The sequence below is a fragment of the Salipiger mangrovisoli genome, from assembly GCF_015223355.1.
Lineage (GTDB): Bacteria > Pseudomonadota > Alphaproteobacteria > Rhodobacterales > Rhodobacteraceae > Salipiger > Salipiger mangrovisoli.
This window is the reverse complement of record NZ_JADFFK010000009.1, coordinates 91,910-109,753: the sequence shown is the minus strand read 5'-3', so window position 1 is coordinate 109,753 and position 17,844 is coordinate 91,910. Positions and strand designations below refer to the sequence as shown.

At 69.1% G+C, this 17,844-nt stretch carries 15 protein-coding genes; 11 read left to right on the top strand and 4 right to left on the bottom strand.

The features are described 5' to 3' along the window. Positions 1-25: 25 nt before the first annotated feature. Positions 26-922 carry a DMT family transporter gene (locus IQ782_RS13500; protein WP_194135169.1) on the top strand — a complete coding sequence of 299 codons (897 nt, stop codon included), beginning with the start codon at positions 26-28 and terminating at the stop codon, positions 920-922. Between the two features lie 42 nt (positions 923-964). Here the strand turns inward: IQ782_RS13500 and IQ782_RS13495 are convergent, their stop codons facing one another. After that, the gene (locus IQ782_RS13495) at positions 965-1,168 is read right to left on the bottom strand and encodes a DUF1674 domain-containing protein (protein WP_194135168.1); all 204 of its coding nucleotides are present in this window, start codon (positions 1,166-1,168) and stop codon (positions 965-967) included. A gap of 100 nt (positions 1,169-1,268) precedes the next feature. On the opposite strand from IQ782_RS13495, the gene IQ782_RS13490 reads away from it, so the two are divergent. From IQ782_RS13490 to purH, 4 genes are read left to right on the top strand one after another with little or no spacing between them, the layout of a single operon-like run. Next, positions 1,269-2,567 (top strand): RsmB/NOP family class I SAM-dependent RNA methyltransferase, encoded by a 1,299-nt coding sequence (locus tag IQ782_RS13490; protein ID WP_194135167.1) that lies wholly within the window; start codon positions 1,269-1,271, stop codon positions 2,565-2,567. A gap of 7 nt (positions 2,568-2,574) precedes the next feature. After that, entirely contained in the window at positions 2,575-3,192 is a 618-nt protein-coding gene (locus tag IQ782_RS13485) for a GNAT family N-acetyltransferase (RefSeq protein WP_240989281.1), read from the top strand. Between the two features lie 40 nt (positions 3,193-3,232). After that, entirely contained in the window at positions 3,233-4,981 is a 1,749-nt protein-coding gene (locus IQ782_RS13480) for a heparinase II/III family protein (protein WP_194135166.1), read from the top strand. Positions 4,982-5,000: 19 nt separating this feature from the next. After that, complete coding sequence (gene purH / locus IQ782_RS13475) at positions 5,001-6,590, top strand: bifunctional phosphoribosylaminoimidazolecarboxamide formyltransferase/IMP cyclohydrolase (RefSeq protein WP_194135165.1); 1,590 nt, start codon at positions 5,001-5,003, stop codon at positions 6,588-6,590. 102 nt (positions 6,591-6,692) lie between these two features. On the opposite strand, the gene IQ782_RS13470 is transcribed toward purH, so the two are convergent. Both IQ782_RS13470 and IQ782_RS13465 read right to left on the bottom strand, forming a co-directional pair. After that, positions 6,693-8,693, bottom strand: a complete 2,001-nt coding sequence (locus tag IQ782_RS13470) for a pyrroloquinoline quinone-dependent dehydrogenase (RefSeq protein WP_194135164.1) — start codon at positions 8,691-8,693, stop codon at positions 6,693-6,695. A gap of 62 nt (positions 8,694-8,755) precedes the next feature. Continuing rightward, complete coding sequence (locus IQ782_RS13465; RefSeq protein WP_194135163.1) at positions 8,756-9,127, bottom strand: glucose dehydrogenase; 372 nt, start codon at positions 9,125-9,127, stop codon at positions 8,756-8,758. A gap of 360 nt (positions 9,128-9,487) precedes the next feature. Between IQ782_RS13465 and IQ782_RS13460 the strand changes: the two genes are divergently transcribed. The 5 genes from IQ782_RS13460 (at position 9,488) to IQ782_RS13440 (ending at position 14,661) form a co-directional block, all read left to right on the top strand. After that, on the top strand, positions 9,488-10,654 hold the full coding sequence (locus tag IQ782_RS13460) for a serine hydrolase (RefSeq protein ID WP_194135162.1): 1,167 nt from the start codon (positions 9,488-9,490) through the stop codon (positions 10,652-10,654). 83 nt (positions 10,655-10,737) lie between these two features. Further along, positions 10,738-11,229: a signal peptidase II gene (lspA, locus tag IQ782_RS13455; RefSeq protein ID WP_194135161.1), complete on the top strand. Its 492-nt coding sequence runs from the start codon at positions 10,738-10,740 to the stop codon at positions 11,227-11,229. 55 nt (positions 11,230-11,284) lie between these two features. Further along, positions 11,285-11,800 carry a DUF3035 domain-containing protein gene (locus IQ782_RS13450; RefSeq protein ID WP_194135160.1) on the top strand — a complete coding sequence of 172 codons (516 nt, stop codon included), beginning with the start codon at positions 11,285-11,287 and terminating at the stop codon, positions 11,798-11,800. Between the two features lie 102 nt (positions 11,801-11,902). After that, positions 11,903-13,315 (top strand): M16 family metallopeptidase, encoded by a 1,413-nt coding sequence (locus tag IQ782_RS13445; RefSeq protein WP_194135297.1) that lies wholly within the window; start codon positions 11,903-11,905, stop codon positions 13,313-13,315. Then, entirely contained in the window at positions 13,312-14,661 is a 1,350-nt protein-coding gene (locus tag IQ782_RS13440) for a M16 family metallopeptidase (protein WP_194135159.1), read from the top strand. The genes IQ782_RS13445 and IQ782_RS13440 overlap by 4 nt, the downstream gene beginning before the upstream one ends. Positions 14,662-14,846: 185 nt before the next feature. Here IQ782_RS13440 and dapA read toward each other — a convergent pair whose 3' ends face one another. After that, on the bottom strand, positions 14,847-15,722 hold the full coding sequence (dapA, locus tag IQ782_RS13435; protein ID WP_194135158.1) for a 4-hydroxy-tetrahydrodipicolinate synthase: 876 nt from the start codon (positions 15,720-15,722) through the stop codon (positions 14,847-14,849). A gap of 140 nt (positions 15,723-15,862) precedes the next feature. Here dapA and IQ782_RS13430 point away from each other — a divergent pair, with 140 nt between their 5' ends. Beyond that, a complete protein-coding gene (locus IQ782_RS13430; protein WP_194135157.1) occupies positions 15,863-17,812 on the top strand; it encodes a lytic transglycosylase domain-containing protein in 1,950 nt (649 codons plus the stop codon). The last annotated feature ends 32 nt before the right edge of the window (positions 17,813-17,844 follow it).

Genomic DNA, 17,844 nt, shown 5'->3' with positions numbered 1-17,844 from the left:
CCGAAACGGAACGGCAGGGGCGAGCATGGCTGCATCGGACAATTTCATCGCACGGCGGACGACGCTCTGGGCGGATCTCGCCGTGCTCGGCGTGGCGCTGGTCTGGGGGGCGAGCTACCCCGTCGCCAAGGGTGCGCTGGCGCATATGCCGGTGCTCTTGCTGATCTTCTACCGCTTCGCGCTGACGGCGGCGGTGATGGGCACGGTGGCGGGGCGCGAGCTGCGCGCGGCCAGCGGCAGGGACCTCCGGGCGGGCGTGCTGCTCGGCGCCATCCTCGGCGCGATTTTCCTGGCCGAAACCCGGGGCGTCGCGCTGACCACGGCGACGAACACCGCCCTGATCATCTCGCTGTGCACGATCTTCACGCCCTTCCTCGAGTTCGGGCTTCAGCGCAGGCTGCCCCCGGCGGGGGTGATCGCGGGCGCTGCGGTCGCGGTGCTTGGCGTCCTCGTGCTGTCGGGCGGCATGACGGCGCTCGGAGCCGGAGACCTGCTGGTCCTCGCGGCAGCGGGGCTGCGGGCGGTGATGGTGGTGGCGACCAAGCGCCTGATGGAGGGCAGCCGGCTCTCCTCGGTCGCGCTCACCGCCGTTCAGGCGCTCACCGTGGCCGCTCTGGCCATGGCGTTGATCCTGACGCAGTCCGGAGCCGGAGCGCTCTTCGTTCAGGCAGGTCCCGGCGGCTGGGCGGCGGTAGCCTTCCTGTCGCTCTTCTGCACCATCGGGGCCTTCTACGTGCAGAACGCGGCGGTGCGGCGCAGCAGCCCGACTCGGGTCGGCTTTCTCATGGGGACAGAGCCGCTGTTCGGCGTCGCGCTGGCCTGGTTGCTCCTGTCGGAGCCGATCACCGCGGTGTCGATGGTTGGCGCGGCGCTGATCGTCGCGGGAACCCTGCTCGGCGTCGCGGTCGAGCGCCGGCGCTGAGGGACCCGGCGGGTCCTCTCGCGCGTCAGCGTGTCGTCGCGCTCAGAAATCGATCGCGATGCCTTTCTTCTCCCAGTCGCCGTAGCGCGCCGGATCGAGCCCGTCGCGGCCGCCGTATTCCTTGGCGCGGGGATCCGCCGCCAGCGCAGCCTCGGCGGCCCTGCGGCGCTCCGCGGCTTCGGCCAGCGCCCGCTGGGCGGCGGGGGGAAGATCGGCGGAAATCTCGGGGCGTGTCTCTTCGCTCATGGCATTGCCCTCCTCGGGCGCGCTTTCCTTGCGTGGGTCCGCTTGATATAGGCCCGTGGATCATGCGCGGGCAAGACCCGCAGGGTAGCGGAGTGGTCCCATGGCAGGCAAAGGCGCGGAAAAGAGCTCGAACGGGGCAGGGGCTGCGAGCCCGGCACGGGCGGCGGCGGTGGCGCTGCTGGGGCAGGTGCTGGGGCAGGGGCGGCTGCTCAGCGAGGCGATGCAGGGCGGACCCTTCGTCAAGCTCGATCCGGCGGAGCGCGCGGCGGCGCAGCGGCTTGCCACCGGCGTGCTGCGCAACCTCGGGCGCTGCGACCAGATGCTGAAGTCGCGCCTGCGCAAGGCGCCGCCGCTCTTCGTGCGCAACGTGCTGCGGCTGGGGACCTTCGAGCTTTGCACCGGCGGCGCGGCGCATGGCGTGGTCAACGACTGCGTCAGCCTGATCTCGGCCGACCGCAAGACCAAGACCATGTCCGGCCTGGTCAACGCCATCCTGCGCCGCCTGTCCGAGGAAGGTCCGGAGCAATGGGCCAAGCTGCGCGCGCCGCGCCTGCCGCGCTGGCTGCGCGAGCCGCTGGCCACGGCCTGGGGCGGCAAGGCTGTCTCGGCGATGGAGATCGCCCATGCCGCCGGCGCGCCGCTCGACATCACCGTAACGTCGGATGCCGAAGGCTGGGCCGGGAAGCTCGGGGCCGAGCTGTTGCCGACCGGCTCGCTGCGACTGGCGGAGCAGGGTCAGGTCTCGGCGCTGCCGGGCTTCGACGAGGGGGCCTGGTGGGTGCAGGACGCCGCCGCGGCGATGCCCGCCAAGCTGCTGGGCGACGTGGCGGGGCTGTCTGTCCTCGACATGTGCGCCGCGCCGGGCGGCAAGACCATGCAGCTGGCGGCAGCGGGGGCGAAGGTTACCGCGCTCGACCTGTCCGAGAGCCGCATGGCGCGGATCACCGAGAACCTGCTGCGCACCGGGCTGAAGGCCGAGACGGTCGTGGGCGACGCGCTGGAGGCGGAAGGCGACTATGACGCCATCCTGCTCGATGCGCCCTGTTCCGCCACCGGCACCATCCGCCGCCACCCCGACCTGCCGCATGCCAAGGGGGGCGAGGGCATCTCTGAACTGATCGGGTTGCAGGCGGCGATGATCGACCACGCACTCGGCCTGCTGAAGCCGGGCGGGCGGCTGGTCTTCTGCACCTGCTCGCTGCTGCCGGACGAGGGCGAGTGCCAGGTGGACGAGGCGCTGGCGCGCCACGACGGTCTTACGGTGCTGCCGCTCGAGGCGGAGTGGATCGAGCCGAAATGGCGCTCCGAGGAGGGCGGGCTGCGGCTGCGTCCCGATTTCTGGCCCGAGCGCGGCGGCATGGACGGCTTCTACGTCGCGGTGCTGCAAAAGCCCGAGTGAGTCCGTCATGGGCAAGCTGATCATCCGCGCCGCCGAGATGCGCGACTGCGTGCAGCTCGTGGCGATGGCGAACCTTCCGGGCTATCGCCACGGCACCCTGCGCACGCCCTTCCAGTCGGTGGAGTGGATGCGCAAGCGGCTCGAGTCATCCCCGCCGGGCCTCACGAGCATCGTCGCCGAGCTGGACGGCGTCGTCGTCGGGAACGCGGCGCTGCACCGTCTCGACGGGCGGCGCCAGCATGTCGGCACCCTCGGCATGGGGGTTCATGACGACCATCGCGGCAAGCGCATCGGCACGGCGCTGATGGCGGCGCTCGTCGATGCCGCCGACAACTGGCTGGCGATCGGGCGCATTGAACTGGTGGTGAACGCGGACAATGCGGCGGCCTCCGGCTCTACGAGCGCGCTGGGTTCGAGCGCGAGGGTCTCTACCGGGGGTACGCATTCCGCGAGGGGCGGTACATCGACGCCATCCCGATGGCGCGGATCCGCATGCCGGGCACGGCCTGACGCCGCCGCGCACCGCGTCGGGACGTTGCCCTCAGGTCGCAGCCGCCGCCGCATGGCATCGCGTTTCCGCGATTTCCGCCGGTTGCCCGGTGACTTGCCGCGCTGCGGGGGGTAGCCTTTCGGCAAAAGCCTCGAGGCGGGCAGAAGGGCAGGGCATGGTAGATATGGCAAGCTGGTCGGTCACCGCCACGCAGTTTCTCAACCGCGTGCATTCGCGGCTCGCCGCACGGGCGGGCAGCGCCACGGCCTTCGTCTCTCAGCCCCAACCGCGCACCACCGGGCAGTTTGCCCGCGGCAGACAGCTTTGCGCCGGCAACCTGATGTTCGCCGGCTACCTCGCCGAGGGCAAGGGTGCGATGATCTGGGACATCGAGGTTGACGACAGCGCCTGGCAGGAAGAGATCCACGCGTTCCGCTGGCTCGATGACCTGGCCGCGGTCGGGGATGCAGAGGCGCGGCAGCTGGCGCAGACGTGGCTCATGGGCTGGATCGCACGCTATGGCCGCGGCACCGGGCCGGGCTGGGTGCCCGAACTGGCCGGGCGACGGCTGATCCGCTGGATCCACCACGCACTCTTTCTGCTCCGCGGCATGAGCGCCGAGGACTCCGCAGCCTTCTACCGCGCGCTCGCGGCGCAGACGCGCTTCCTGGCCAGGCGCCGCGACGCGACCCTGCCGGGGCTGCCGCGCTTCGAGGCGCTGACCGGGCTGATCTACGCAGGGCTGTCGCTTGAGGGGATGCGCAGCCATCTCGAGCCAGCGCGGCAGGCGCTGGAGCAGGAGTGCAACCGGCAGATCGATGTGGCGGGCGGGTTGCCGACGCGCAACCCCGAGGAACTGCTGGAAGTTTTCACGCTGCTGACCTGGGCGCGGGCCGCGCTGGAAGAGGGCGACATCGAACCGGGCGGGGCGCATCTGAACGCGATCACCCGCATCGCGCCGACGTTGCGGGCGCTGCGCCACGCAGATGGCGGACTGGCGCGGTTCCACGGCGGCGGGCGCGGTGCCGAGGGGCGGCTTGACCAGGCGCTGGCGGCCTCCGGGGTGCGCCGCCGTCCGGTCGAGGGCCTGGCGATGGGCTACGCGCGGCTGAGCGGCGGGCGCAGCACGGTGATCGTTGATGCCGCGCCGCCCCCGCAGGGGCGCGCCTCGGCCGGAGGCCATGCCTCGACCCTGGCCTTCGAGCTGACCTCCGGGCGCCGGCCGCTGATCGTCGGCTGCGGCGCGGGGGATGTCTTCGGCGAGGAGTGGCGCCGCGCCGGGCGCGCGACGCCCTCGCATTCCACGCTGTGCCTCGATGGCACCTCGAGCGCGCGGCTCGGCCCGCGCCGCCGGATCGGTGGCATAGAGCGCGAGTTGATTGTCGAGGGGCCAAGGGACGTGCCTGTCGAATTGGCGCAGGAGGCGGCAGGCTGGCGCTTCGAGGCGGCGCATGACGGCTACAAGCGCGGCCACGGGCTGACCCATGCGCGCAGGCTCGAACTGACCCTCGACGGGCGGGTGCTGGACGGCGAGGACATGCTGTTCGCGCTCGATGGCAAGGACCGCAAGACCTTCGACCGGCGGCTCGACAAGGGCGGGCTGCAAGGTTTCCCCTACGAGATTCGCTTTCACCTGCATCCGGATGTCACCGCCGAGCTCGACATGGCCGGTGCGGCGGTCTCGCTGGCGCTGCGGTCCGGCGAGATCTGGGTGTTTCGCCCCGAACCGGGCGTTGAAATGGCGTTGGAAGACTCGGTTTACCTGGAAAATGGCCGACTTCGGCCCCGCGGGGCGCAACAGGTCGTTTTATCCGGCCGCGTGATGGAGTATGCGACCCGCATCCGCTGGTCGCTGGCCAAGGCGCAGGACACCGCCATCGCGATCCGAGACCTTGGGCAGGACGAGCCGGATGTGACGCTCTGAACCATCTGGGACCCTCCTCATGCCTGATCTCTCCCCCGTCGCCCGCGCCCTCATTTCCGTTTCGGACAAGACCGGTCTCATCGACCTGGCCAAGGCGCTGAGCGCAAGGGGTGTCGAGCTGCTCTCGACCGGCGGCTCCGCCAAGGCGATCCGCGAGGCGGGCCTCAAGGTGCGCGACGTGTCGGACGTGACCGAGTTCCCCGAGATGATGGACGGCCGCGTCAAGACGCTGCACCCGCGCGTGCACGGCGGCCTGCTGGCGCTGCGTGACAACCCCGCGCATGTCGAGGCGATGAAGGCCCACGGCATCACCGGGATCGACCTGCTGGTGGTCAACCTCTACCCGTTCGAGGAAACCGTCGCCAAGGGCGCGGATTATGACACCTGCATCGAGAACATCGACATCGGCGGCCCGGCGATGATCCGCGCCGCCGCCAAGAACCACGCCTTCGTCAACGTGGTGACGGATGTGGCCGACTACGAGGCGCTGCTGGCCGAGCTCGATGCCAACAACGGCGCGACCAGCTACGCCTTCCGCCAGAAGCTGGCGCAGGTCGCCTATGCCCGCACCGGCGCCTATGACGCCGCGGTCTCGACCTGGATGGCCGGCGCGCTGAACGACGACGCCCCGCGCCGCCGCGTGTTCTCGGGCGAGATCGCCCAGACCCTGCGCTACGGCGAGAACCCGCACCAGAAGGCGGCCTTCTACCGCGACGGTTCGGACCGTCCGGGCGTCGCCACCGCCGTGCAGCACCAGGGCAAGGAGCTGTCCTACAACAACATCAACGACACCGACGCCGCCTTCGAGCTGGTCTCGGAGTTCCTGCCTTCGGACGGCCCGGCCTGCGCGATCATCAAGCACGCCAACCCCTGCGGCGTGGCCAAGGGCGCGACCCTGCTGGAAGCCTACCAGAAGGCGTTCGACTGCGACCGCACCTCGGCCTTCGGCGGCATCGTCGCGCTGAACATGCCGCTCGACGCCGAGACCGCCGAGGCGATCACCGAGATCTTCACCGAGGTGGTGATCGCGCCCGGTGCCGATGACGCGGCCAAGGAAATCTTCGCCAAGAAGAAGAACCTGCGCCTGCTGACCACCGACGGGCTCGCCGACACGTCCGAGCCGGGCCTCGCCTACCGCCAGGTCTCGGGCGGGATGCTGGTGCAGGACAAGGACAACGGCACGATCACGCTGGACGACCTGAAGGTGGTGACCAAGAAGCAGCCGTCCGAGGCGGAACTGCTGGACCTGCTCTTTGCATGGAAGGTCGCCAAGCACGTCAAGTCGAACGCCATCGTCTACGTCAAGGACGGCGCCACCGTCGGCGTCGGCGCGGGCCAGATGAGCCGCGTCGACTCGGCGCTGATCGCCGCCAAGAAGGCCGAGCGCATGGCCGAGGCGCTGGGCCTCGACACGCCGCTGACGCAGGGCTCTGCCGTGGCCTCCGACGCCTTCTTCCCCTTCCCCGACGGTCTGATGGAAGCGGCGGCAGCCGGCGCGACCACGGTGATCCAGCCGGGCGGCTCGATGCGCGACAACGAAGTGATCGCGGCGGCCGACGAGGCGGGCCTCGCCATGGTGTTCACCGGGATGCGCCACTTCCGCCACTGAGCCGGCGCGACGCAGGAGATTTCGCGAGGCGGGCCCCGGCCCGCCTCGCTTTTGTTTGACCGCAGCCGGGCCGGGCGCGCCGACCCTCTCGGCCGGGGGCGTTCAATCGGGCAGCCTGTAGGCGATGATCGCGTCGGATACGCCGGTCTCCAGCGCGTGGTGCCCGCCGGCCGAGATCAGCACATATTGCCGGCCGTCCACCTCGTAGCTGATCGGGTTGGCCTGTCCGCCCGCTGGCAACGCGTCGGTCCAGAGCGTCTCTCCGGACTCGATGTCGATGGCGCGGAACAGGTTGTCCGCCGCCGCGCCGATGAAGATCAGCCCCGAGGCGGTGACCACAGCGCCGCCATTGTTGGGTGTGCCGATCTCGAAAGGGAGCATCGAGGGCAGTCCGAAAGGTCCACCGCGCCGCGCGCTGCCGAGTGGCCTGTCCCAGATCGGTTCTCCGGTTTGCAGATCGATCGCGGTGATCCCGCCGTATGGCGGCTGGCTACAGGGCAGGTCGGTCAGGCCCGAACGCCATCCCGCATTGGTTCTGGCCCCGTAGGGCGCGCCGACCTGCGGCTGCCCCCGGTCGCCGGCTTGTGCGGTCGGAGGCCGCATTCCCGCTGCGTCGGCCTCGGCGCGGGATACGAGACGGTTGAGGTTGGGGATGTCGTTGTAATTGGCGATCACCAGCCCGCGCGCCACATCAACCGCGACCGAACCCCAGTCGCTGCCGCCGATATAGCCGGGATACTGGATGTAATTCCGCGTCGAGGGCGGGGTCAGGTAGCCGTCGTAGACCGCTTGCCGGAAGCGGATGCGGCAGTAGAGCTGGTCGATCGGGGTGAAGCCCCACATGCGCTTCTCGGTCAGCGCGGGCTTGCGCAGCGTCGCCCAGAGCGACACCGGCTGGCTGTCGGCGACGAAATCGGGTTCGATCTTGCCCTGCGGCAGGTCGGTGATTTCGCCCACCTCGGTCAGGGGCGCGCCGGTCTCGCGGTCGAGGATGAAAAGATCGCCCTGCTTCGAGGCGAGCAGCACCGCCGGTCGTCCCTTGAAGTCGAGCAGCGTGGGCTGCGAGCCGAGGTCATAGTCCCAAAGGTCGTGCCGCACCGTCTGGAAATGCCAGAGTTCCTCGCCCGTGACCGCGTTCAGCGCGACCAGCGAGGTGGCGTAGGTGTTCTCGGCCTGCGAGCGGTTCGAGCCGTAGTAATCCACCGCGGAATTGCCGAGCGGCAGGAAGACGATGCCGCGCGCCTCGTCGGCGGTGGCGGTGGTCCACATGTTGGGCGTGCCGCGGGTGTAGGTCTTGCCCGCGGGCGGGCCGGCGCGCATCTCCTCGGGCGCCGCCAGATCCCAGGCCCAGACCAGCGCGCCGGTGACCGCGTCGAAGCCGCGCACCACGCCCGAGGGCGCGTCCTCGGCCTGGCCGTCCTTCACCTGCGCGCCGGTGACGATGATGCCGCGCACCACGGTGGGAGCGGCGGTGAGCGCGTAGAAGCCGGGGATCTTCTCGCCGATGCCGTCCCAGAGATCGACCTGCCCGCCGCTGCCGAACCCCTCGCAGGGGCGGCCGGTGGCGAAGTCCACGGCGATGAGACGGGCGTCGAGCGTCGTGCCGATGACCCGGCGCTTGCAGGGCGCGTCCGCCGCCAGATCCGGGGCGGTGTAGGTGGCGACGCCGCGGCAGGTGGCGCCATAGGGGATCGCCGCCTGCGGGACCTCGGGGTCGTAGCGCCAATTCTCCGCGCCGGTCGCCGCATTGATCGAGATCAGAATGTTCATCGCGCTGCACAACACAAGGCTGGAGCCGATCTTCAGCGGCGTGGTCTCGGGTGCGTAATTGCCGGCGGTGTCGCCCGGCGGCAGGTCACCGGTATGATAGACGAAGGCCCGTTCCAGCCGCGCGACATTCTCGGGTGTGATCTGGGCAAGAGGAGAGAAGCGCCGCGCCTCGGCGTCGCCTCCGTAATAGGGCCAGTCGGTGCCGACCTCGGACGCGGGAGCCGCGGCGGCGACGGAGGCTGTATCCTGCGCCAGGCCGGGGCAGGCCGCGAGCCCGATCAGGGCAGCCAGAACCGCACCCGGCAGGCCGGTCAGTCTAAGGGAGGCGAACATCGGCGGGGTCCTTGCTTTCAAGCTGGGGTCTGGGGCCGTTTCATGGAGGCGTGCCGCGGCAGTCAGCCACGGGCGCGCTCGGCGCGGGCCAACGCCGGGACGCAGGCCAGCATCAGCACGAGGATCACCGTCGGGGACAGCATCCGGGGCACCTGGGCCCACCAGTCGCTGCCGCTTTCCCACCAGGCCCAGGCCAGGGTGGCGCTCCAGACCAGCAGGTAGAGCCACAGCGCCTTCATGCTGCCGTGGTTGAGCAGCACGCCGGACACCAGAAGCCCGAGCCCCGCCAGCCCGTAATACCAGCTGCCGCCGAGAGTGATCAGCCAGATACCGCCGAGAAAGAGGAGGAGACCGAAAAGCACGCAGACCCAGCCAAGGAGCTTGACGCTCCAGCCAACCGGGCGCGCCGCAGAGGAGGAGGACGTTCTTGTCACAACACAGGCTCGCCAAAAGGAAAGGAAATAATGCAGCGGGTCTCAAATAGATTGACCCAGGGGCAATTATTCCCAAAGGGCGAATATATACGCAACCGTGCAGTGCATCGCGCCGCGGAATAATTTGTCGCAGGGGCGGGAAAGCAGGAATTTTGCGGCGCGGCCTTGCAACGGTGGCCGGAGGGGCGGTTTGCGGTCGCGGGACCTGCCGTGCAGGGCGTTCTGCGCGGTTCTGGGGATGCCGCGTTCGAAGTGGCCATCGCGATTCCCGGTCATCGGCCAATTCACCCGCGCCGAGATTTGTGGAAAGATGAGTCGCGGGGTGGTCGCCGCCTCCGAGCATTTGAGGGAGTGATTGGTGTGAAGGCATTCTTGTGGGCCGCCATTTCGGCGGTCATGGCCACCTGTCTTGCAAGTCCGTCGTCGGCGCAGGAAACCGATCGCGCGGTGCTCGAGGCGCTGCTGTCCGGCGGAGGCAAGGGGCTGGAGGTCACCGAGGACTTCGCGAAGGCGGTGCCGCAGGCCCAGCTCGAAGGGCTGGTCGAGACCCTGATCGCGCAGATCGGTCCGGTCGAGGAGATCGAGCTCGAGGACGGGACAGGCACCGTGCGCAGCGCGGGCTATCAGGTCCCGGTGCGGATCGCGCTGGACGCGGAGGGCAGGTTGGCTGGCTTGCGCTTCGGGACTCCCGAGCCGCTGGTTGCCGATCTGCGCACCGCGGTCGCGGCCCTGGCGGATCTGGGGGCCGAGGTCTCCTGGCTGGTGACGCGCGAAGACGCGGTGCTGGCGGCCGGCGGGGCGGCGCATCCGCTGGCGGTGGGCTCGGCCTTCAAGCTCGGGATCCTGTCGGTGCTGGCGCGCGAGGTGCGCGCGGGCAAGACCGATTGGGACAGGGTGCTGCGTCTCGGCGAGGCGCATCGGTCCCTGCCTGGCGGGCGGCTTCAGGATTTTCCGGACGCGGCTCCGGTGACGCTGCACACCGCCGCGCTGCTGATGATTGCCGAGAGCGACAACACCGCCACCGACCTGCTGCTCGATCTGCTCGGGCGCGAGATCGTCGCCGAGGAGCTGGGCATCGCGCCCGAGGTCATGCTGTCGACGCGCGAACTCTTCGCGCTCAAGAGCGATCCCGCTGCGGCGCATGCCTGGCTCGACGCCGACCCCAAGGAACGGCCTGCGATCGCGGCCGCGGCGGCGCTGCAACCGCCAGACCCGGTGCTCGCCTCCGGGATGTGGCTGCCGGGAATCGAATGGTATGTGCCGCTCGACAGGCTCTGTGCGCTGATCCTGCCCATCGCGGACCTGCCGATGCTTCAACTCAATCCCGGACCGGCACACGGCCTTGGCCCCGTCGCCTACAAGGGGGGCTCGGAGCCGGGTGTGCTGAATTTCACCGTCGTCCTGCGCGACGCCGAGGACCGTGCGGTCTGCGCCGCGCTCACGGTCAATTCTCCCGGAAGGATCGACGAACAGGCGGCCACCGGCGCCTTCCGCGCGCTGCTGCGGCGCGTCGTCGCGCAGCCCTGAGAGGGGCGGGGGTTTTCCTTGCAGCGTGCTGCCTGTAGACCGATCCGCAAAGCCGGCGCCTGGGCTCGGCAAAAGGAGACCTGATGCGGTTGGTACTGGTAACGGCGGCGATCACCTTCGTGGTGGATCAGCTTTCCAAATGGCTCGTGGTGCACGTGATGGGGCTCGCGCAGCGGCTGGCGATCGATGTGCTGCCGCCGGTGCTGAACTTCCGCATGGCTTGGAACCGGGGAATGAACTTCGGGCTCTTTGCCGATGACGCGGCCGCGGCGCGCTGGACGCTGATCGCCGTGGCGCTGGGCATCGTGATGTTCGTCGCGGTCTGGCTGCGGCGCGATCCGCCGGGCCGGCTCGGACTGATCTCGGGCGGGCTGCTGATCGGCGGCGCGCTTGGCAACGTCGTGGACCGGCTGGTCTATGGCGCGGTTGCGGATTTCCTGAACATGTCCTGCTGCGGGCTCGAGAACCCCTTCGCCTTCAACGTCGCCGACATCGCGATCTTTGCCGGTGCGATCGGCCTGGTGCTGTTCTCGGGCGGGGAAGCGGCCGGCAAGCGGAAGAAAAAGGCCCCGTGACGGGGCGTCCCGGATCGTATAGATCAGGGCCAAAGGCAAGAACCGGAGAATGGCCATGAAGCTGTCGCATCTCGTGCTGATGCTCGGAATGACCGGGCTCGTCGCCTGCACGACGAGTGATCGCACGCTGCACCAAATGCGCAACAACCGCGGGACCCCCGAGGAATTTGCCATCGTGCCGAACAAGCCGCTGGAAATGCCGCAGAGCTTTGCCGAGCTTCCGGTGCCGACGCCGGGCAGCGCGAACCGCACCGATCAGACGCCGCGGGCCGACGCGGTCGCCGCGCTTGGCGGCAATCCGGCGCTGTTGGCCACCGGCGAAGTGCCCGGCCGCGATGCGGCGCTGGTGAACCGCGCGTCGCGCTACGGTCGGGATGGCAGCATCCGCACCCAGCTCGCCGTCGAGGATGCCGAGATCCGTCGCAGCAAGTCGCGCTTCAACTGGAAGCTCTTCAAGGACGACGAGTACAACAAGGTCTACCGCGATCAGACCCTCAGCCCTTACGGTGCGCTGAACGCCTATCGGTCGGCGGGGGCCCGCACACCCTCTGCGCCCCCGGCCGCCGAGTAAACGCGCGTCACTTCACGAAAGCGCAAGCCCAGCTTGGAATGACTGCCCCTGACCCGTAGGTTGGGGGCAGATGTCGTTTCACCGAAGGATTAGGGCTTGCAGATGAAGTCATGGAGCGCGGCGCTGGCCGTGATGGTGCTGTCGGCGATGCCGCTGCGGGCCGAGACGCCGGAGAAGACGCAGGTGACCACCTTCTCGCTCGACAACGGCATGGACGTTGTCGTCGCAGAGGATCACCGGGCGCCGGTCGTCGTGCACATGGTCTGGTACAAGGCGGGCTCGGCTGACGAGACCGCGGGCAGCTCCGGCGTCGCGCATTTCCTGGAGCACCTGCTGTTCAAGGGCACGGACACGCTGGCCCCCGGCGAGTTCTCGAAGATCGTCGCGCGCAACGGCGGGACCGACAACGCCTTCACCTCCTATGACCAGACCGCCTATCACCAGCGCGTCGCCTCCGACCGGCTCGGGTTGATGATGGAGATGGAGGCAGACCGCATGGTCAATCTGCAGCTCGACGAGGAGGACATTCGGACCGAGCGCGACGTGATCATCGAGGAGCGCAACATGCGCACCGAGAACGATCCGGGCGCTCTGATGCGCGAGCAGATGAGCGCGGCGCTTTACCTCAACAGCCGCTACGGCGTGCCGGTGATCGGCTGGCGCGAGGAGATGGAGCGGCTCGATCTCGACGACGCGCTGGCCTTCTATCACCGCAACTACGCCCCCAACAACGCGATCCTCGTGGTCGCCGGGGACACCACGCCCGAAGAGGTGCGCAGGCTTGCCGAGGAAACCTACGGCAAGCTGCCGGCCAACCCCGAGGTCGGCGCGCCGCGCGCCCGCCCGCAGGAGCCGCGCCAGATGGCCGAGCGCCGGCTGCGCTTCGAGGACCCGCGCGTCGCGCAACCCTACGTGATGCGGCTCTACCTTGCGCCCGAGCGCGATCCCGGAGACCAGCAAGAAGCCGCGGCGCTGACCCTGCTGGCCGAGATCCTCGGCGGCGGGCAGACCTCGGTGCTGAACCAGAAGCTGCAGTTCGAGCAGCACAAGGCGATCTACGTCGGGGCCTTCTATGATGCCACCTCCTACGACGACAGCAGCTTCGGCTTCGGCATCGTGCCGGCGCCCGGCGTGACCCTCGAGCAGGCCGAGGCCGCGCTCGACGCCGAGCTTGCCGCCTTCCTCGAGACCGGCTGCGACGAGAAACAGCTCGACCGGATCAAGTTCCAGCTGCGCGCGTCGGAGGTCTACGACCGGGACGATGTCGCCAGCGTGGCGCAGCGCTACGGCAATGCGCTGACATCGGGTCTGGGGGTGGAAGACGTGCAGGCCTGGCCCGAGATCCTGCAACAGGTGACACCCGAGCAGATCGTCGCCGCGGCGAAGAAGGTGCTGGACAAGCGCCAATCGGTGACCGGCTATCTGACCGCCCCGGCCGATGTGCAGACCGCGCCCAGCCCCGAACCCGCGGCCGCGACGCTGCCGCAGACCGACGCCGAGGAGGTGACCCAATGAGCCTGAACTTCGCACTGGGGCGGGTCGTGACCGGCCCGCTGATCGCCGCGGCCGCCTCGCTCTGGCTGGCGCTGCCCGCCGCGGCCGAGATCGATGTCCAGCAGGTCGAGACGCCGCTCGGCTTCAAGGCCTGGCTGGTCGAGGAGCCGTCGATCCCCTTCACCGCGCTGGAGATCCGCTTCAAGGGCGGCGCGGCGCTGGACGCGCCGGGCAAGCGTGGCGCGACCAACCTGATGGTCGGCCTTCTCGAAGAGGGCGCCGGTGGCTATGACGCGCAAGGCTTCGCGGCGGAGTCCGAGGCGCTGGCCGCCAACTTCCGCTACGACTCGGGTCAGGATTCCGTCTCGGTCTCGGCCCGCTTCCTCACCGAGAACCGCGACCAGGCTGCCGAGCTGCTGCGCCAGAGCCTGATCGAGCCGAGCTTCTCCGACAGCGCGATCGAGCGCGTCCGGGCGCAGGTGATCTCGGGCATCCGCAGCGACGCCAAGGATCCCGATGCCATCGCCAGCGCCACCTTCTACTCCGGCGTCTTCGGCGATCACCCCTACGCCAGCGATCCGGCGGGCACGCTGGACAGTGTCGAGGCCCTGACCCGCGATGACATCCTCGCCGCCTGGAAGGGCGCCATGGCCAAGGACCGCGTCTATATCGCGGCCACCGGCGACATCTCGCCAGAGGCGCTCGCGACGCTGATCGACAACCTTCTGGGCGACCTGCCGGACGAGGGCGCGCCGATGCCGCAGGATGTCGATGTCGAGACCAGGGCCGGCGTCACCGTGGTGCCCTTCGACACGCCGCAGTCGGTGGCGCTGTTCGGACAGAAGGGGCTGAAACGCGACGATCCGGACTTCTTCGCCGCCTATGTGATGAACACCATCCTCGGCGGTGGCGGCTTCGAGGCGCGGCTGATGAGCGAGGTGCGCGAGAAGCGGGGCCTGACCTACGGCGTCTATTCCTACCTCGTGCCGATGGACCATGCCGAGCTCTATCTTGGCCGTGTCGCCTCGGCCAACGACCGCATCGGCCAGGCAATCGACGTGATCAAGGACGAATGGGCGAAGCTGGCGAAGGACGGCGTCACCGAGGCAGAGCTGGACCAGGCCAAGACCTTCCTGACCGGCGCCTACCCGCTGCGCTTCGACGGCAACGGGCCGATCGCGGGCATTCTTGTCGGGATGCAGATGGACGGGCTGACCCCCGACTACATCACCTCGCGCAACGCCAAGATCGAGGCGGTGACGCTGGACGACGTGAAGCGGGTCGCCGCCCGCGTGCTGCAGCCGGACGCGCTGCGCTTCGTAGTGGTCGGCCAGCCCGAGGGCGTCGAGAGCAGCGACGCCGAGTGATCGGCTCGCACAGGCGCGTCGCATCGACGACGCGCCACAGGCAAAACATGGAAAAGGCGGACCTGGAAGGGTCCGCCTTTGTCTTTGGTTTCACGGCCTGGACCGCTTCCGCCCTTTCTTCTAGGCGGAAATATCCCGGGGGTGCGGGGGCAGCGCCCCCGCGTCTTCCGCCGGACCGCGAGGCGTCAGGCCAGCAGCCCGGCGTGGCGCAGCGCCGCGTCGATGCGCGCGCGCACCGGCTCGGTCACCGGCACCAGCGGCAGGCGCATTTCCTCGCCGCACAGGCCAAGGCGGCTCATGGCGTATTTCGCGCCGCAGACACCCGGCTCAGCGAAGATCGCCTGGTGCAACGGCATCAGCTTGTCCTGCAGATCCAGTGCCTTGGCATAGTCTCCCGCCGTGGTGGCCGCCTGCATCTGCGCACAGAGCGCCGGAGCGACGTTGGCGGAGACCGAAATGCAGCCAACGCCGCCCTGGGCGTTGAAGCCGTGCGCCGTGGCATCCTCGCCCGAGAGCTGCAGGAAGTCCGGGCCGCAGGTGATGCGCTGCGCGCAGACCCGTGCCAGATCGCCGGTGGCGTCCTTGACGCCGATGATGCGCGGAAGCTTGGCAAGTTCGCCCATCGTGGCGGGCGACATGTCGACCACCGAACGTCCGGGGATGTTGTATATGATGATCGGCAGGTTCGCCGCATCATGCACCGCGGTGAAATGCGCAATCAGCCCGGCCTGGGTCGGCTTGTTGTAATAGGGGGTCACCACGAGCGCCGCCTGCGCGCCGACCTTCTCGGCGAACTGCATGAAGTGGATCGCCTCGGCGGTCGAGTTCGATCCCGCGCCGGCGATCACCGGGATGCGGCCGGCCGCGGTCTTCACCACGCAGTCGATGACCGCCTCGTGTTCCTCGTAGCTGAGGGTCGGGCTCTCGCCGGTCGTCCCCACGGGAACCAGCGCCGAGCTGCCCTCGGCCACGTGCCAATCGACGAGTTTCTTGAGCGCGTCGAAATCCACGACGCCGTCCTTGAACGGCGTGACCAGTGCTGGCATCGAACCTTTGAACATGACACGCTCCTTGAATGTTGATGTGTTCGCAGCGGCCCTCGAAAGCGCGGGTCTGGAGGGAATGTGAATTGGAACCCTCCCCGCCCCACGCTAATGTCCGCGGCGTGTCTATTCCTTTTCGTCAAGGAAATTGCAAGCTCATGTCGCGCCTCCGCGCCGCTCTCCTCCTGCTTCTTGCCCTGTTTGCCACGCCCGCCCTGCCGCAGGAGCGCCCGCTCGCCAAGGCGATGGCCGATATGCGTTCCGGCAACTGGGCGTCCGCCCTCATTGAATCGCGCGGCGACGGCCAGGCCGCGCTCGACGTGGTGCTCTGGCACTACCTTCGCGCGAGCCGGGGGAATGCGGCTCAGGTCATGGAGTTCTTGCAGCGCAACCCGGATTGGCCGGGAATGCCCTACCTGCGCGAAAAGTCCGAGATCGCCATCTCGGAATCCGACTTCGGCACGATCCGGCAGTTCTTTGCCGGCTACATGCCGCAGACCGGTGCCGGGGCGCTGGCGCTGGCGCGGGCGCATATGGCCGAGGGCGAGCGCGGTGCGGCGGAGGCCGACATCGTGATGGCCTGGCGCACCTTGCCGCTCAGTTCCGAAGAACGGGCGACCTTCCTGCGCGACTGGAGCGACCTGCTGAAGCCGCACCACGAGGCGCGGCTCGACATGGCGCTGTGGCAGGGCTGGGAGGACAATGCCCGCGCGCTGCTGCCACTGGTCTCGGACGGCTGGCGCAAGCTGGCCGAGGCGCGGCTGGCGCTGCGGGCGCTCGATCCGGGCGTGGACGCGCGGATCGAGGCGGTGCCCGCGGCGCTGGCGAACGATCCGGGGCTGGCCTACGAACGCTATCTCTGGCGCATCCGCAAGGGCCGCGAGGATGACGCGATCTCGCTCATGCTCGAGCGATCGGGCAGCGCCGAGGCGCTTGGCGAGCCCTGGGCCTGGGCCGAGCGGCGCGACGATCTTGCCCACCAGAAAATGCGGCGCGGCGACGCCGAGACGGCCTATGCCATCGCCTCGCGCCACGGGCTGACCGAGGGCGATCAATACGCGGCGCTGGAATGGCTGTCGGGCTTCATCGCGCTGCGTTTCCTGAACGACCCGCAGACCGCGCTGCGTCATTTCCGCAACCACGACGGGGCGGTGACCTCGCCGATCTCCAAGGGCCGGTCGGGCTACTGGATGGGCCGGGCGCTCGAGGCGCTCGGCGACACCGAGGGCGCGCGGCAGGCTTACGCGCAAGGCGCGCGCTACCAGACGTCCTTCTACGGGCTGTTGGCGGCCGAGCGTGGCGGCGTTCCGGCCGATCCGAAGCTGGCGGGCACCGAGACCTTCCCCGACTGGCGCGAGGCGCCGTTCACCAAAAGCAGCGTCTACAGCGCGGCGATCCTGCTGCTGGCCTCGGGCGAAACCTCGCTGGGCGAGCGCTTCCTCACGCATCTTGCGGAGGGGCTGGACCGGCAGCAGATCGGTCAGCTCGGGCAGATGCTGACGCAGATGCAACGTCCGCATGTCGAGGTCATGGTCGGCAAGCGCGCGGCGCAATATGGTATCGAACTGGCCGGGCCCTACTACGCGCTGCATCCCGATCTGCTGAAGACCGACTTCGCGGTGCCGCGCGAGATGGTGCTCGCCATTGCGCGGCGCGAGTCCGAGTTCGATCCGCGCGTTGTCTCCGGCGCGGGGGCGCGCGGCCTCATGCAGCTGATGCCGGGCACCGCAAAGGAGGTCGCGGGCTGGCTTGGCGTGCCCTACAGCTTCGAGGGGCTGCTCGACAATCCGGCCTACAATGCCAAGCTCGGCGCGCGCTACCTGCAACGGCTGTCGGAACAGTTCGACGGCAACCCGGTGATGATGGCGGCGGGCTACAATGCCGGGCCGTCACGGCCGGTGAGCTGGATGGAGGCCTTCGGCAACCCGCTGAGGGGCGAGATCGACATGATCGACTGGATCGAGATGATTCCCTTCACCGAGACCCGCAACTACGTGATGCGGGTGACCGAAAGCCTGCCGATCTACCGCGCCCGTCTCGGCCGCGGGCCGCATCCTGTGCCGTTCAGCGCGGAGCTGACGGGACATACGCTGCGGGTGGGACAGTAGGGGTTTCCTGCGGCAGGGGCCTGGCAAGGAGC